The organism is Citrobacter sp. RHBSTW-00017 (assembly GCF_013797615.1).
GTDB lineage: Bacteria > Pseudomonadota > Gammaproteobacteria > Enterobacterales > Enterobacteriaceae > Citrobacter > Citrobacter braakii.
This window is the reverse complement of record NZ_CP056899.1, coordinates 3,328,402-3,343,529: the sequence shown is the minus strand read 5'-3', so window position 1 is coordinate 3,343,529 and position 15,128 is coordinate 3,328,402. Positions and strand designations below refer to the sequence as shown.

The window sequence follows — 15,128 nt, the reverse complement described above, 5'->3', positions numbered from 1 at the left end:
GATTATCCTCGTAGGGTCGCGGTTAAACCTTTCAGGCTGGCGTACTGCTGGGCAAATTCGAGCAGCGCAGGCGCATCAAGCGGTTTATCCGGTGCGTTGTAGGGTTGACTGAGTAAGTGGTATTTGTTGATGCCCAGCGTGTGGTAGGGCAAAAAATGGATCTCATCGACGTGAAGCTCGTCGGCAGCAAAATCGGTAATGGCCTGAATAGCGGCTTCGTCAGCGTTGAACCCCTGAATCAGGGGGACGCGGATAACCATTTTTTTACCGGCGGCGGCCAGTTTTTTCAGATTTTCCAGTACGCGAGAGGCGCTGCCATCGGTCCACTGTTTAAACGGCGCGTCGGCGACATGTTTTAAATCGGCCAGGAACAGGTCGACGTCAGGTAATGACGGTTCAATATACTTCCACGGGACATGCAGACAGGTTTCAACCGCTGTATGAATACCTGCATCGTGGCTGGCTTTGAGTAGCGCTGCCGCCAGTTCTGGCTGCATAAAGGGTTCACCGCCAGACAGGGTGAGGCCCCCGCCGCTGCGATCGTAAAACGGTTTATCACGCACTACGGTCGCCATGATGTCGTCCACGCTTTTTTCCTCTCCGCAGACGGTCAGCGCCTGGGTTGGACAGCAGTGGGTCAGCGCCGTGAGCGCATCATCGGTCAGTTTTTCGCGATGAATCAGCAATCCGCTCAGCGCGCGTTCAATCACCTTCGGTGCGGCCTGAGCACAGAGATCGCAACCGTCGAGGCACAAACGCGCGTCATAGAGCAGATCCTGCGTGCGGGCGCGGCTTTCCGGATTCTGGCACCACCGACAGCCCAGTGAGCATCCCTTAAGGAACACCACGGTACGGATACCGGGACCATCATGTGTGGAATAGCGCTGGATATTGAAAATCATAAGCGGCCTCTCATCTTTCGTATAAAGATTAAATTACTTTCGAATGAAAGTTATATTGACGTACGTCAACTAACCGTGAGGTTTCGCCGTGTTACCTTTTATTCATGCTAATTATTCGTTTGAGGAAAGGTTATGGAACTCTATTTAGATACGTCTGACGTTGACGCGGTAAAAGCTCTGGCGCGGGTTTTTCCGCTAGCAGGGGTGACCACTAACCCAAGCATTGTGGCGGCAGGTAAGCAGACGCTGGACGTGTTACTGCCGCAACTGCAGGAAGCGATGGGAGGGCAAGGACGCCTGTTTGCTCAGGTAATGGCGACCACCGCCGAAGGCATGGTCAGTGATGCGCGTAAGCTGCGGGCAATCATTGCGGATATCGTGGTCAAAGTGCCGGTCACGGCAGAAGGTCTGACGGCCATTAAATTGCTGAAAGAAGAGGGGATCCCGACGTTGGGTACCGCGGTATACGGCGCTGCTCAAGGGCTATTAGCTGCGCTTGCGGGGGCCGAATACGTTGCGCCATACGTTAACCGTGTGGATGCGCAGGGGGGGGACGGCATTCAGACGGTGACCGATCTGCAGACCTTACTGAAAATGCATGCCCCGCACGCCAAAGTACTGGCCGCCAGTTTTAAAACGCCGCGTCAGGCGCTGGATTGCCTGCTGGCAGGCTGCGAGTCCATCACGCTGCCGCTGGATGTCGCTCAGCAGATGATTAGCTCTCCGGCCGTTGATGCTGCCGTAGCGAAGTTCGAGCACGACTGGCAGAGCGCATTTGGACGCACTTCTCTGTAAGTCTGTTTTGCCGGATGGCGGCTGACACCTTATCCGGCCTACACAATGCGCTGTTGTAGGCCTGATTGGAGGCATTAGCATCGCCCTCTGGCAATAGTGCGGTGCCGACGATTTCTCTGCTAACTCCCGCAGACCTCACAGGTGGGATTGCGCATCAGCTTCATTTCGCGAAACTGGCAGGTCATGGCGTCGTACATGACGATTTTTCCTGACGCCGGTTTACCGTAGTTAGCCAGCAGCTTAATGGCTTCCATCGCCTGTAACGAGCCGATCACGCCGATCAGCGGGGCCATCACTCCGGCCTCTACGCAGGTCAGGGCGTTTTCACCGAACAGACGGCTCAGGCAACGGTAGCAGGGCTCTCCTTCCTGGTAGGTAAATACGGTAATTTGTCCTTCCATGCGAATTGCCGCACCGGAAACCAACGGAACCCTGGTGGCGAAGCATCCGGCATTCAACTGATTGCGGATGCTGACATTATCCGTACAGTCCAGCACCAAATCGTGTTCGGTAATAAGCGTGTGAATCTCGCTCTCGTCCAGCAGGGCATTCACCGGCGTAATGGCGATATAAGGGTTAATCCGCGCCAGTGCGTCGCGGGCGGATAGCACTTTTGGCTGTCCAACGGTCGCATCGCTGTGCAGCGTCTGGCGCTGGAGGTTCGACACGGAGACTGTGTCAAAGTCGAGCAAGGTTAAATGCCCGACGCCAGCGCCTGCAAGGTACTGAGTTGCTGCGCATCCCAGTCCTCCCACACCAACGACCAGTACCCGCGCCTCCTTGAGCGCTTCCTGACCTTCGAAATCGAAGCCGCGCAGAATGATTTGCCGGTTATAGCGCATCATCTCCTGGTCGCTGAGTTCTGCCATTACAGGCCTCCAAACAGTGCGTTAAACGGCTCGACCTCAACCCATTCGCCGGCTTCGACGTTACCGCGATCGCGCTCCAGCACGATAAAACAGTTACCCTGGCTAAAAGAGCTAAAAATATGCGAGCCCTGGTGCCCGGTAGTGGTGACTTCCAGTTCGCCTTCAGCGGTACGCTGCAATACGCCGCGCTGAAAATCCAGACGGCCAGGTGTTTTCTTCAGGCGTGAGGCGGTGCGCACGCGCTGGCGAGGCGGCAGTCCACAGGCGGTGTTGCCGCTGAGTTTCGCCAGGAGCGGTTGTACCAGTTGATAAAAGGTGAGGGCCGCAGACACTGGATTACCCGGCAGACCGCAAAACCAGCTGTTGCTCAGTTTGCCAAACGCGAACGGTTTGCCCGGTTTGATGGCCAGCTTCCAGAAGGCAATTTCTCCCAGCTCTTCCAGAATAGTTTTAGTGTAATCCGCTTCGCCTACTGAAACGCCGCCGGAGCTGATGACGACATCGGCCTGGCTGTCGGCTTCGATAAACGCGGCACGCAGCCCGTTGGGATCGTCGCGAATAATCCCCAGGTTGATCACTTCGCAGCCCAACTGTTGCAGCATCAGGTGAACGGTCAGACGGTTAGTGTCATAAATCTGCCCGTCTCCCAGCGGCTGACCTGGTAACTGCAGTTCATCGCCGGTAGAGAACAGCGCCACGCGGACTTTGCGTACAACGGGAGCATCGGCAACACCGAGCGAAGCCAGAACGGGAAGCTCGGCGGTTGTCAGGCGAGTCCCGGCGGGAAACACCACCGCGCCGTTTGCAATATCTTCACCGCGCAGACGAATATTTTGCCCGCGGCGGACTTCGGCGGTAAAACGCACCCCGTCCTCAGTTTGTTCCGTTTGCTCCTGCATCACCACCGCTTCACAACCAGCAGGCACTGGGGCGCCGGTCATAATACGGATGCAGGTTCCCGCAGGCCACTCGCCATGGAAAGGCTGACCGGCAAAGGCTTTACCCGCCACAGCAAGCGGCTGATCAGATTGTAAATCGGCTAATCGTACCGCATAGCCATCCATTGCTGAGTTATCGAATCCCGGTACATCAATGGGGGAGACAACGTCGGTGGCCAGAATGCGGCCAAAGCATTGAACCAGCGGCAGCGTTTCGACGGCGGTGAGCGGGGTAATACGCGAAAGCATCTGAGAGAGAGCCGTTTCAAGCGGCATCAGTCCGGCGGTAAATTCCATGAGAAGACTCCTGCGGGGCAAAATCGAATCTGCTCATTATGTCAGAAAATGGACGCGGGCAGTATGCTACCTCAGGCTTAGAATCAGATCTGGTAAAGGTTTTGTGCCAGGGATAGCGCTGCAGGAAGAATGCAGTATAGACTCAATATTTCCGCTCATTTTTCCCTGGGGGCTAAATGGCTAATATTATTCCAGACGCAATTCGACGACAGGTGGAGGCCGCCAGTGCGTGCATCCGTCAGATTTTCGAGGGGAATCTCATTGCCCTTCATTTGTATGGCTCTGCGGTTGAAGGCGGCTTAAAACCCCAAAGCGACATTGATTTATTGGTCACCCTGCGTGAACCCATAAATGCCCGACAAAGAAAAAAACTGATGCAGGATTTGCTGACCATTTCAGCGCCTCCCGGCACCTCCGGGCCATATCGTGCGCTGGAAGTGACCGTGGTTCTGCACTCGCAGATCGTGCCGTGGCGATTCCCACCGGCGAGAGAAATGCAGTTTGGCGAATGGTTGCGTGATGATATTCGTGCTGGCGTGTTTGAACCGGCAATGGTGGATGCTGATCTTTCTATTCTGCTGACCCAGGCCCGGCGCGCCAGCGTACCGCTGTTCGGTGAACCTGCTGAGACGTTATTTAACGTCATTCCGTTTAGCGATGTATTGCAAACATTTCGGCATATCCTTGAGATGTGGCAGAAACCGGCTGATTTAGAGGGGGACGAGCGTAATATCATCCTTGCTCTGGCACGTATCTGGTATAGCGTGGTTACGGGTAATATTGTCGCTAAAGATGAGGCCGCATCCTGGCTTCTGCCGCAATTACCCGCTGAGCATGCTGATTTGCTGCAAGTAGCGCGTGCGGAATATCTGGGGTTAACCAAACATAACTGGGCAGCGTGTATGCCGTCTGTAGAACGCTTTGTATTTTATGCAAAAAAACAGATTACCGATCGGCTTGAATAATTTAGCACCAACGTCGAGAGATCTCCTTTCCGTTAAACACATCTGAATGACCTGATGAGACGGGGTGTGAGGTGCGGGCCTTTACCTTTACATGACGTCTGCATCTTTCTATATTCAAAAATCGAATCAATAAGTCACCGAAATTCTGATATTTATAACCCCCCGGTACCCGCCACCTAATGGACGAATAAAATGGGTAAAGCAGTCATTGCAATTCACGGCGGCGCAGGGGCTATCACCCGCGCGCTACTGAGCCAGGAGCAAGAATTGCGTTATATACAGGCGCTGTCGGATATCGTTGAAACCGGCCAGCGGATGCTTGAAGACGGTCGTAGCGCACTGGATGTGGTCACCGAAGCCGTGCGTTTGTTGGAAGAGTGTCCGTTGTTTAATGCCGGAATTGGCGCGGTGTATACCCGTGATGAAACCCATGAACTGGACGCCTGTGTGATGGACGGTAATACGCTAAACGCGGGAGCCGTCGCCGGGGTTAGCCATCTGCACAACCCAATTCTCGCGGCTCGCCTGGTGATGGAGCACAGTCCCCACGTCATGATGATAGGTGAAGGGGCTGAAAACTTTGCCATTGCGCAGGGTATGGAGCGCGTTTCGGCGGATATTTTCTCGACGCCAGAACGCTACGCTCAACTGCTGGCAGCGCAATCGGCGGGTGAAACGGTGCTGGATCATAGCGCGACCCCGCTGGATGAAAACAACAAAATGGGTACTGTGGGTGCGGTCGCGCTGGATATGTTTGGCAATCTGGCGGCGGCAACATCGACCGGCGGGATGACCAACAAATTACCGGGTCGGGTAGGTGACAGTCCGCTGGTCGGCGCTGGCTGTTATGCCAATAACGCAAGTGTGGCCGTTTCCTGCACCGGAACCGGTGAAGTCTTTATTCGTGCGCTGGCGGCCTATGACATTGCGGCGTTGATGGACTATGGCGGCCTGAGTTTATCGGAGGCGTGCGAACGCGTAGTAATGGAAAAATTACCGGCGCTCGGCGGTAGCGGCGGTTTAATTGCCGTCGATCACGAGGGCAACGTCGCCTTGCCGTTTAACAGCGAAGGCATGTACCGTGCCTGGGGATATGCAGGCGATACGCCAACCACCGGTATTTATCGGGAAAAAGGAGATACCGTTGCCACACAGTGATGAGCTTGACGCCAGCGACGTGCTGGCAGTCAGCAACCTGAACATTGCCTTTGAACAGGAGCAACAGCGCATCAGTGCGGTGCGTAATCTGTCATTTCGCCTGAAGCGTGGTGAAACGCTGGCGATAGTGGGTGAATCCGGTTCAGGAAAGTCGGTAACAGCCTTGTCGCTAATGCGTTTGATTGAACAGTCAGGCGGCGAGGTGAGCTGCGATGAAATGCTCCTTCGACGCCGTAACCGACAGGTTATTGAGCTGGGTGAACAGAGCGCGTCGCGGATGCGTCACGTGCGTGGCGCGGATATCGCCATGATCTTCCAGGAGCCCATGACATCGCTTAATCCGGTATTTACCGTGGGTGAGCAGATTGCTGAGTCAATCCGTTTGCATCAGGGGGCCAGCCACGAAGAGGCGATGGTGGAAGCGAAACGGATGCTCGACCAGGTGCGTATCCCCGAGGCGAAGGCTATTTTATCGCGCTATCCGCACCAGCTTTCTGGCGGCATGCGCCAGCGGGTAATGATCGCCATGGCGCTATCGTGTCGCCCTGCGGTTTTAATTGCCGATGAACCGACTACCGCGCTGGATGTCACTATTCAGGCACAGATCCTGCAACTGATAAAAGTGTTGCAGCAGGATATGTCGATGGGAGTGATCTTTATTACCCACGATATGGGCGTCGTGGCGGATATTGCCGATCGCGTGCTGGTGATGTATCAGGGCGAGGCGGTAGAAACCGGCAGCGTTGAGCAGATTTTTCACGCTCCCCAGCATCCTTACACCAAAGCGCTGCTGGCAGCCGTGCCGCAGCTTGGGGCGATGACCGGACAAGCGTACCCGCGCCGGTTTCCTCTCATTTCGTTACACGATCCCAGTCATGTAGAACCACAGACTGAACAGGATACCGTGGTTGAAGGCGAGCCTATTTTGCAGGTACGTAATCTGGTGACGCGTTTTCCGCTGCGCAGCGGCATTCTTAATCGGGTGACCCGCGAGGTGCATGCGGTGGAAAACGTCAGCTTTGACCTGTGGCCCGGAGAGACGCTCTCGCTGGTGGGGGAGTCAGGCTGCGGGAAATCCACCACCGGTCGGGCGCTGCTACGTCTGGTCGAGTCTCAACGCGGGGAGATTGTTTTCAACGGACAGCGTATCGATACCCTGGCCGCCAGTAAGCTACAGCCGCTGCGTCGGGATATTCAATTTATCTTTCAGGACCCCTATGCTTCGCTCGATCCGCGTCAGACCGTGGGATATTCCATTTTAGAACCGCTGCGGGTGCATGGGCTACTGCAAGGCGATGCGGCGACAAAACGGGTTGCATGGCTGCTGGAACGCGTAGGATTGCTCCCTGAGCATGCCTGGCGCTATCCGCATGAGTTTTCCGGTGGGCAGCGTCAGCGGATCTGTATTGCCCGGGCGCTGGCGCTCAATCCCAAGGTGATTATTGCCGATGAGTCAGTTTCGGCGCTGGATGTCTCAATTCGCGGGCAAATTATCAACCTGTTGCTCGACCTCCAACGAGAAATGGGGATTGCGTACCTGTTTATTTCCCACGATATGGCGGTGGTGGAGCGGATCAGTCATCGGGTGGCGGTGATGTACCTTGGGCAAATCGTCGAGATCGGCACCCGACGCGCGGTGTTTGAAAATCCGCAGCATCCGTACACCCGCAAACTGATGGCGGCAGTCCCGGTCGCCGATCCCTCACATCACCGGCCCCAGCGCGTGCTGCTGTCGGATGATATCCCCAGTAATATCCGCAAACGCGGTGAAGAGATTTCCCCCGTTTCACTCCAGCAAGTTGGCCCGGGGCATTATGTTGCGCGTCCGCAACCAGAAAATGCGCTTTCGCGTTTATAACAGGCAGGCAGGGTTTAAGGAGAATAACATGACAAAAATTGTTGCTCGAAAATGGCTGGTTGCTGTGGGAGTGGCCTCTGCGCTGGCCGCCACACCTGGCTGGGCCGCCAAAGATGTAGTAGTGGCGGTAGGATCCAATTTCACCACCCTCGATCCCTACGACGCAAACGACACGTTGTCGCAGGCGGTAGCGAAGTCGTTTTACCAGGGACTGTTTGGCCTTGATAAAGAGATGAAGCTGAAAAATGTGCTGGCGGAGAGTTATACGGTTTCTGATGATGGCCTGACTTATACCCTTAAGCTGCGACAGGGCGTGAAGTTTCAGGACGGCACCGACTTCAACGCCGATGCGGTTAAAGCTAACCTCGATCGGGCCAGCAACCCGGAAAACCATCTGAAACGCTACAACCTGTATAAGAATATCGATAAAACCGAGGTCGTCGATCCGTCGACGGTGAAGATAACGCTGAAGCAGCCGTTCTCTGCATTTATCAATATTCTGGCGCACCCGGCTACGGCGATGATCTCTCCCGCCGCGCTGGAGAAATACGGCAAGGAGATCGGTTTCCATCCCGTGGGGACCGGGCCGTATCAGCTTGAGACCTGGAATCAGACGGATTTTGTAAAGGTTAAGAAGTTCGCGGGTTACTGGCAGCAAGGGCTGCCAAAGCTGGATACGATTACCTGGCGTCCGGTGACCGACAACAACACGCGTGCGGCAATGCTGCAGACCGGGGAAGCGCAGTTTGCCTTCCCGATCCCTTACGAGCAGGCGGCGCTACTGGCGAAGAATAAAAACCTGGAACTGGTGGCCAGTCCTTCTATTATGCAGCGTTACATCAGCATGAACGTCACGCAAAAACCGTTCGATAACCCGAAGGTGCGTGAAGCGCTGAATTATGCCATCAACCGTCAGGCGCTGGTGAAAGTGGCGTTTGCCGGTTACGCGACGCCAGCAACCGGCGTTCTCCCACCGTCGATCGCCTATGCGCAAAGCTATACGCCATGGCCATACGACCCGGCAAAAGCGCGCGAACTGCTGAAAGAAGCGGGTTATCCGAACGGTTTTACCACCACGCTATGGTCTTCTCATAACCATAGTACCGCGCAAAAAGTGCTGCAATTTACCCAGCAGCAACTGGCTCAGGTGGGCGTTAAGGCTCAGGTGACGGCGATGGATGCCGGTCAGCGCGCGGCGCAAGTCGAAGGTAAAGCGCAGAAAGAGAGCGGGGTACGCATGTTCTACACCGGCTGGTCTGCCTCTACGGGTGAAGCAGACTGGGCGCTGTCACCGCTGTTTGCATCTCAAAACTGGCCGCCAACGCTGTTTAATACGGCGTTCTACAGCAATAAGCAGGTGGACAGTGATTTAGCGGCAGCGTTGCAAACCAACGATCCGGCCCAGAAAGCGAAGCTGTACAAGGATGCGCAGGATATTATCTGGAAAGAGTCGCCGTGGATCCCACTGGTAGTGGAACAACTGATTTCGGCGCACAACACCAGATTGACCGGGTTCTGGATCATGCCGGATACCGGATTTAGCTTTGATGATGCGGATTTAAAATAAGCTATTCATCCGGCCCCGCCACGCAGGGGCCGGCGAAGGGAGTGTGATGCTTAACTATGTTTTCAAGCGCCTGCTGGGGTTGATTCCAACTCTGTTGATCGTAGCGGTGCTGGTATTTTTATTTGTTCACCTGCTACCCGGCGATCCGGCCCGGCTGATTGCCGGACCGGAGGCTGATGCTGAGGTGATCGAACTGGTGCGTCAGCAGTTGGGTCTGGACCAGCCGCTGCATATTCAGTTCTGGCATTACATTACTAACGTGTTGCAAGGCGATTTTGGAACCTCAATGGTTTCTCGTCGCCCGGTCTCCGAAGAGATAGCCAGTCGTTTTATGCCATCGCTATGGCTGACCATTGCCAGCATGGCGTGGGCGGTGTTATTCGGCATGACGGCAGGGATTATTGCTGCTGTATGGCGCAATCGTTGGCCGGACAGATTGAGTATGACGCTCGCCGTCACCGGGATCTCTTTCCCGGCGTTTGCGCTCGGCATGCTGCTCATGCAGATATTCTCCGTTGAGCTTGGCTGGTTGCCCACCGTTGGCGCTGATACCTGGCGGCACTATATCCTCCCGTCTATTACCCTGGGTGCGGCGGTGGCTGCGGTGTTAGCCCGGTTTACCCGCGCTTCGTTTGTCGATGTGCTCAGTGAAGACTATATGCGTACCGCGCGGGCCAAAGGGGTGAGTGAAACCTGGGTGGTGTTAAAACATGGTTTGCGCAATGCGATGATCCCGGTGGTCACCATGATGGGGCTACAGTTTGGCTTTTTGCTTGGCGGCTCGATTGTGGTTGAGAAGGTGTTTAACTGGCCAGGGCTTGGGCGGCTGTTGGTGGACTCAGTCGAAATGCGCGACTACCCGGTGATTCAGGCCGAGGTGCTGTTGTTTTCTCTGGAGTTTATTCTTATTAACTTAGTGGTGGATGTGCTCTATGCCGCCATTAATCCGGCTATCAGGTACAAGTAAGGATGCGATTTTTTAACTGGCGCCGACAGGCGATTTTAAATGCGATGCCCCTTGTTAAGCCTGAGCAGATACGCACGCCGTGGCATGAATTCTGGCGTCGTTTCCATCGCCAGCGCATGGCGATGTTAGCGGGGTTATTTGTCGTGCTGCTAATAATGGTGGCGATTTTTGCTCGCTGGTTAACGCCATTTGATGCCGAGAATTACTTCGATTATGACCGTCTGAATGACGGACCATCGATGCTGCACTGGTTCGGCGTTGACTCGCTGGGGCGGGATATTTTTAGCCGCGTGCTGGTGGGGGCGCAAATCTCGCTGGCGGCGGGGGTCTTTGCCGTATTTATTGGCGCAGCGATTGGCACCGTGCTGGGTCTGCTGGCGGGATACTACGAAGGCTGGTGGGATCGACTGATTATGCGTATCTGCGATGTGCTGTTCGCCTTTCCGGGTATTTTGCTGGCGATAGCCGTGGTCGCTGTGCTGGGCAGCGGCATTGCAAACGTGATTATTGCCGTGGCCATTTTCTCCATTCCGGCCTTCGCGCGGCTGGTGCGCGCAAATACGCTGGTGCTAAAGCAGCAGACCTTTATTGAATCCGCGCGCAGTATTGGCGCCAGCGATGCGACCATCATCTTCAACCATATCTTGCCGGGTACGGTTTCATCGATCGTGGTCTTTTTTACCATGCGAATTGGCACGTCGATTATCTCTGCCGCGAGCCTGTCATTTCTGGGATTGGGTGCGCAGCCGCCGACCCCGGAGTGGGGGGCAATGCTCAATGAAGCCCGCGCTGATATGGTGATCGCGCCGCACGTGGCGATTTTCCCGGCGGTGGCAATATTCCTGACGGTGCTGGCGTTTAACTTACTCGGAGATGGTCTGCGCGACGCGCTGGACCCGAAAATTAAAGGATAAATCACAGGGCCGGATAAGAGGTAACGCTTATCCGGCCTACAGTTGGGTTGCGCTTATTTAAACGCGGGTGCCCCACAGATCGTATTCATCAGCGTTTTCGACCTTCACGCGGATGATATCGCCAGGTTTCACCTTGGTTTCGCCATTCAGGTATACCGCGCCGTCGATTTCCGGGGCGTCAGCCATGCTGCGTCCAATCGCGCCTTCTTCGTCAACTTCATCAACGATAACCAGAATTTCGCGGCCCACTTTTTCCTGCAAACGTTCAGCGGAGATTTGCTGTTGCAATTGCATAAAGCGGTTCCAGCGTTCCTCTTTCACCTCTTCCGGGATTTGGTCCGGCAGGTCATTGGCGCCAGCGCCTTCTACCGGGCTGTATTTAAAGCAGCCCACGCGGTCCAGACGCGCTTCCTTCAGGAAGTCGAGCAGCATCTGGAAGTCTTCTTCCGTTTCACCTGGGAAACCGACAATGAAGGTTGAGCGCAGCGTCAGTTCAGGGCAGATTTCACGCCACTGCTTGATGCGTGCCAGTTGTCTGTCCACGGAGCCTGGGCGTTTCATCAGCTTAAGAATACGCGGGCTGGCATGCTGCAGCGGGATGTCCAGATACGGCAGGATTTTCCCTTCCGCCATCAGTGGGATCACGTCATCAACGTGCGGATAGGGATAGACGTAATGCAGACGAGTCCAGATCCCCAGTTTTGATAACTGCTCGCACAGATCAACCATGCTGGTTTTGACCGGCTCGCCGTTATGGAAACCGGTGCGATGCTTCACATCCACGCCGTACGCGGAAGTATCCTGAGAAATAACCAGTATCTCTTTTACGCCCGCATCCACCAGACGTTTGGCTTCGCTGAGGACGTCGCCAATCGGACGGCTCACCAGATCGCCACGCATCGACGGAATAATGCAGAACGTGCAGCGGTGGTTGCAGCCTTCAGAAATTTTCAGATAGGCATAATGACGCGGAGTGAGCTTGACGCCCTGTTCAGGAACCAGGCTCAGGAACGGGTTGTGCTTTGGTTTGGGCACATAGTGGTGAACGTGCTCCAGAACCTGTTCGTAGCTATGCGGCCCGGTGATTTCCAGCACCTTCGGGTGGACTTCACGGATCTGATCGACTTTCGCGCCCAGACAGCCGGTGACGATCACCTTGCCGTTTTCGTTCAGCGCTTCGCCGATTGCTTCCAGCGACTCCTGAACCGCGCTGTCGATAAAGCCACAGGTGTTAACGATAACCATATCCGCGTCGTCGTAGCTTGGCACAACATCATAGCCTTCGGTACGAAGTTCGGTCAGGATGCGTTCAGAATCGACGAGGTTTTTCGGGCAGCCGAGGGAGACAAAGCCGATTTTCGGCTGGTGGGTTACATTGCTCATAGCGTAAAAATTGTTCAGTTATTGGAATATTCAGGGCACGGATTCTACAGAGTTCTGAATAAAAATTGTATCGCAATCTCATACCATCAGTCGCCACGCCCGGCGTGGAATTAAAGATTATTTGTAAATTATGTTAATTTTCGGTGATGGATTGATCCTGGACACGACTTTGTTCAAAAAATGACCATACTATTAAGTTGCACCATAGTTGGAAAGAGGAGGAACAAAGTATGGTTGTTGACAGACTGAGAACCGATCTTCTCAACAAATTGATAAACGCCCGTGTCGAACTTGCCGCTTATTTGCTGTTGAGAAAAGCGAAAGGCTACATGTCAGTCAGCGAGAGCGATCGTCTGCGTGATAATTTTTTTGCACTGAATCGCGAATTGCACGAGCAATCACAGCTTCACGGTATGCATCTTGATCAGGAAGAGTGGAATGCCCTTCATCGTGCTGAAGGGGCGTTAGCCGCCGCCGCTGTTTGTCTTATGAGTGGACATCACGATTGTCCAACTTTTATCGCCGTTAACGCAGAGAAACTGGAAAACTGCCTGACAACGCTGACGCTAAGTATCCAGTGTTTGCAATCTTATTCAACGCTGGAACACGTCTGAATCAGGGGGAGGGCGCTCCCCCTTTTCGTTAAGATTATGTAAATGTGGCGGGATAATTCCCCTTGCTGGCTACGCTTTATGCAGAGCCATTAAGGAGGTGTTATGCGTCGACTCTTTCTCTGTGCTGTCCCACTTGCGCTATTTTCCTCTTATGCCGCCGCGGTAGAGGTGGAAGTGCTGCAAACGAAACTCGATCATCCGTGGTCGCTGGCGTTTTTACCCGACAATCGCGGTATGCTCATTACGCTCAAAGGCGGCCAGCTTCGACTTTGGCAGTCTGGAAAGGGGCTTTCCGACCCGCTAACCGGCGTACCCAAAGTCTGGGCGAATGGTCAGGGGGGATTGCTTGATGTGGCATTAGCACCGGATTTTAAACAATCTCGCCGGGTGTGGCTTAGCTTTGCTGAAGCTGACAGTGAAGGTAACGCCGGGACAGCGGTTGGTTACGGACGATTGAGCGACGATCTCAAACATCTGCAAGGGTTCCAGACCATTTTTCGCCAACAGCCGAAGCTCTCCAGCGGAAACCATTTTGGCGGACGTATGGTTTTTGATGGCAACGGTTATCTGTTTATTGGCCTTGGTGAAAACAATCAACGTTCTACCGCACAGGATCTGGATAAGCTGCAGGGCAAGGTCGTACGACTGACCGATGAGGGAAAAATTCCGCCGGATAATCCGTTTGTGAAGAGGGCAGGAGCACGGGCAGAGATTTGGTCATATGGTATCCGCAACCCGCAGGGGATGGCGATGAATCCCTGGAGCGATACGCTGTGGCTCAATGAGCATGGTCCACGCGGGGGCGATGAAATCAATATCCCGGAGAAAGGGAAAAACTACGGCTGGCCGCTTGCGACCTGGGGCGTTAACTACAGTGGTCTTAAAATTCCCGAAGCAAAAGGCCCAATTGTTGCTGGAACAGAGCAACCCATCTTTTACTGGGAAAAGTCACCGGCGGTCAGCGGAATGGCTTTTTATAATAGCGATACCTTCCCACAGTGGCGGCAGAAGTTGTTCATTGGCGCGTTGAAAGATAAAGAAGTGATCGTGCTGAGCGTCAAAGGGAATGCCGTCACCGAAGAGGGGCGTCTGTTGCAGGAAAGAGGGCAACGGATCCGTGATGTGCGTGTCGGACCAGACGGGTACTTATACGTACTAACCGACGAGTCCGACGGGGAATTACTGAAAGTGAGTCCCTGATTGAGTTAGCTGACCGGGATCATCACGACTTTTTGAAACGCCGGACGTTCGGTCAGTTGCTGATACCAGTGCTCCAGATGTGGGCGCGGGGTCCAGCTCAGGCCAACGTTGAACAGGTTATAGATAAACGGCGCAACGGCGATATCGGCAGTGCCAAATTCAGCCCCGGAGAACCATGGCTGTTCCGCCAGCGCGTTATCCAGAATAGCAAACAGGTTATCGCACACCTGACTACCCGCCTCGATTGCCGCCATATCGCGTTTCTCGGCAGGGGTTCTGACCAGGCCAAACAAGATAACCCGATGCGCAGGACTTAGCGTCTGGTTTGCCCAGTCCATCCATTTTTCACCGACGGCGCGCGCGGCCGGGGCGTCAATCCACAAACGCTTTTGTCCGTACTGAGCTGCCAGATAGCGGACAATGGTATTGGATTCCCAGAGAACAACGTCCGTTTCATCATCACGTAGTAGCGGGACCAGTCCGTTCGGGTTGAGTGCCAGATAGTCGGCATCGCGGTTACCGCCATGCTGTCCGCCCGCCAGAATTTGGTTATACGGCAGTTCCAGTTCCTCGAGCGTCCACAATACTTTTTTTACGTTGGTCGAGTTATTGCGACCCCACAGTGTAATCATAGTAACCCCGCAAATTAATTGAGCAGCTTTATGGCTGCTGATGCCATCTGACTAGCCCACATGGTGGGG

Annotated in this window: 14 protein-coding genes; 9 read left to right on the top strand and 5 right to left on the bottom strand. The window is 54.5% G+C overall.

Features of this window, described 5'->3' with window-relative positions; translation table 11 throughout:
* Positions 1–2 precede the first annotated feature (2 nt).
* Positions 3–902 (bottom strand): glycyl-radical enzyme activating protein, encoded by a 900-nt coding sequence (locus HV037_RS16270; RefSeq protein WP_016152383.1) that lies wholly within the window; start codon positions 900–902, stop codon positions 3–5.
* Positions 903–1,034: 132 nt separating this feature from the next.
* Between HV037_RS16270 and fsa the strand changes: the two genes are divergently transcribed.
* Positions 1,035–1,697 carry a fructose-6-phosphate aldolase gene (gene fsa / locus HV037_RS16265; protein WP_019076360.1) on the top strand — a complete coding sequence of 221 codons (663 nt, stop codon included), beginning with the start codon at positions 1,035–1,037 and terminating at the stop codon, positions 1,695–1,697.
* Between the two features lie 119 nt (positions 1,698–1,816).
* Here fsa and moeB read toward each other — a convergent pair whose 3' ends face one another.
* Together moeB and moeA are read right to left on the bottom strand one after the other, a co-directional pair.
* Entirely contained in the window at positions 1,817–2,566 is a 750-nt protein-coding gene (moeB, locus tag HV037_RS16260) for a molybdopterin-synthase adenylyltransferase MoeB (protein WP_103283660.1), read from the bottom strand.
* Positions 2,566–3,801, bottom strand: coding sequence for a molybdopterin molybdotransferase MoeA (gene moeA, locus HV037_RS16255; protein WP_049270799.1), 1,236 nt, complete (start codon positions 3,799–3,801; stop codon positions 2,566–2,568). The genes moeB and moeA overlap by 1 nt, the downstream gene beginning before the upstream one ends.
* Positions 3,802–3,977: 176 nt before the next feature.
* Here moeA and HV037_RS16250 point away from each other — a divergent pair, with 176 nt between their 5' ends.
* From HV037_RS16250 to gsiD, 6 genes are all read left to right on the top strand, one after another.
* Positions 3,978–4,766: an aminoglycoside adenylyltransferase family protein gene (locus tag HV037_RS16250; protein ID WP_103283662.1), complete on the top strand. Its 789-nt coding sequence runs from the start codon at positions 3,978–3,980 to the stop codon at positions 4,764–4,766.
* Positions 4,767–4,958: 192 nt separating this feature from the next.
* Positions 4,959–5,924 carry a beta-aspartyl-peptidase gene (gene iaaA, locus HV037_RS16245; RefSeq protein WP_103283663.1) on the top strand — a complete coding sequence of 322 codons (966 nt, stop codon included), beginning with the start codon at positions 4,959–4,961 and terminating at the stop codon, positions 5,922–5,924.
* The gene (gene gsiA / locus HV037_RS16240; RefSeq protein WP_181624244.1) at positions 5,911–7,782 is read left to right on the top strand and encodes a glutathione ABC transporter ATP-binding protein GsiA; all 1,872 of its coding nucleotides are present in this window, start codon (positions 5,911–5,913) and stop codon (positions 7,780–7,782) included. The genes iaaA and gsiA overlap by 14 nt, the downstream gene beginning before the upstream one ends.
* 28 nt (positions 7,783–7,810) lie before the next feature.
* Positions 7,811–9,349 carry a glutathione ABC transporter substrate-binding protein GsiB gene (gene gsiB, locus HV037_RS16235; RefSeq protein ID WP_046274653.1) on the top strand — a complete coding sequence of 513 codons (1,539 nt, stop codon included), beginning with the start codon at positions 7,811–7,813 and terminating at the stop codon, positions 9,347–9,349.
* 46 nt (positions 9,350–9,395) lie between these two features.
* Positions 9,396–10,316, top strand: coding sequence for a glutathione ABC transporter permease GsiC (gene gsiC / locus HV037_RS16230; protein ID WP_016152391.1), 921 nt, complete (start codon positions 9,396–9,398; stop codon positions 10,314–10,316).
* A gap of 2 nt (positions 10,317–10,318) precedes the next feature.
* Positions 10,319–11,230 carry a glutathione ABC transporter permease GsiD gene (gsiD, locus tag HV037_RS16225; RefSeq protein WP_075847005.1) on the top strand — a complete coding sequence of 304 codons (912 nt, stop codon included), beginning with the start codon at positions 10,319–10,321 and terminating at the stop codon, positions 11,228–11,230.
* 57 nt (positions 11,231–11,287) lie between these two features.
* On the opposite strand, the gene rimO is transcribed toward gsiD, so the two are convergent.
* Entirely contained in the window at positions 11,288–12,613 is a 1,326-nt protein-coding gene (rimO, locus tag HV037_RS16220; protein WP_016152393.1) for a 30S ribosomal protein S12 methylthiotransferase RimO, read from the bottom strand.
* Positions 12,614–12,843: 230 nt separating this feature from the next.
* On the opposite strand from rimO, the gene bssR reads away from it, so the two are divergent.
* Positions 12,844–13,227 carry a biofilm formation regulator BssR gene (gene bssR / locus HV037_RS16215; RefSeq protein ID WP_016156086.1) on the top strand — a complete coding sequence of 128 codons (384 nt, stop codon included), beginning with the start codon at positions 12,844–12,846 and terminating at the stop codon, positions 13,225–13,227.
* A gap of 102 nt (positions 13,228–13,329) precedes the next feature.
* Positions 13,330–14,427 carry a PQQ-dependent sugar dehydrogenase gene (locus tag HV037_RS16210; protein WP_103283664.1) on the top strand — a complete coding sequence of 366 codons (1,098 nt, stop codon included), beginning with the start codon at positions 13,330–13,332 and terminating at the stop codon, positions 14,425–14,427.
* 5 nt (positions 14,428–14,432) lie between these two features.
* Here HV037_RS16210 and HV037_RS16205 read toward each other — a convergent pair whose 3' ends face one another.
* The gene (locus HV037_RS16205; RefSeq protein WP_103283665.1) at positions 14,433–15,059 is read right to left on the bottom strand and encodes a glutathione S-transferase family protein; all 627 of its coding nucleotides are present in this window, start codon (positions 15,057–15,059) and stop codon (positions 14,433–14,435) included.
* Positions 15,060–15,128 lie beyond the last annotated feature (69 nt).

Coding starts and splice junctions, on each gene's coding strand:
- HV037_RS16270 (WP_016152383.1), bottom strand. CDS start 902: ATGATTTTCAATATCCAGCGCTATTCCACACATGATGGTCCCGGTATC.
- fsa (WP_019076360.1), top strand. CDS start 1,035: ATGGAACTCTATTTAGATACGTCTGACGTTGACGCGGTAAAAGCTCTG.
- moeB (WP_103283660.1), bottom strand. CDS start 2,566: ATGGCAGAACTCAGCGACCAGGAGATGATGCGCTATAACCGGCAAATC.
- moeA (WP_049270799.1), bottom strand. CDS start 3,801: ATGGAATTTACCGCCGGACTGATGCCGCTTGAAACGGCTCTCTCTCAG.
- HV037_RS16250 (WP_103283662.1), top strand. CDS start 3,978: ATGGCTAATATTATTCCAGACGCAATTCGACGACAGGTGGAGGCCGCC.
- iaaA (WP_103283663.1), top strand. CDS start 4,959: ATGGGTAAAGCAGTCATTGCAATTCACGGCGGCGCAGGGGCTATCACC.
- gsiB (WP_046274653.1), top strand. CDS start 7,811: ATGACAAAAATTGTTGCTCGAAAATGGCTGGTTGCTGTGGGAGTGGCC.
- gsiC (WP_016152391.1), top strand. CDS start 9,396: ATGCTTAACTATGTTTTCAAGCGCCTGCTGGGGTTGATTCCAACTCTG.
- gsiD (WP_075847005.1), top strand. CDS start 10,319: ATGCGATTTTTTAACTGGCGCCGACAGGCGATTTTAAATGCGATGCCC.
- rimO (WP_016152393.1), bottom strand. CDS start 12,613: ATGAGCAATGTAACCCACCAGCCGAAAATCGGCTTTGTCTCCCTCGGC.
- bssR (WP_016156086.1), top strand. CDS start 12,844: ATGGTTGTTGACAGACTGAGAACCGATCTTCTCAACAAATTGATAAAC.
- HV037_RS16210 (WP_103283664.1), top strand. CDS start 13,330: ATGCGTCGACTCTTTCTCTGTGCTGTCCCACTTGCGCTATTTTCCTCT.
- HV037_RS16205 (WP_103283665.1), bottom strand. CDS start 15,059: ATGATTACACTGTGGGGTCGCAATAACTCGACCAACGTAAAAAAAGTA.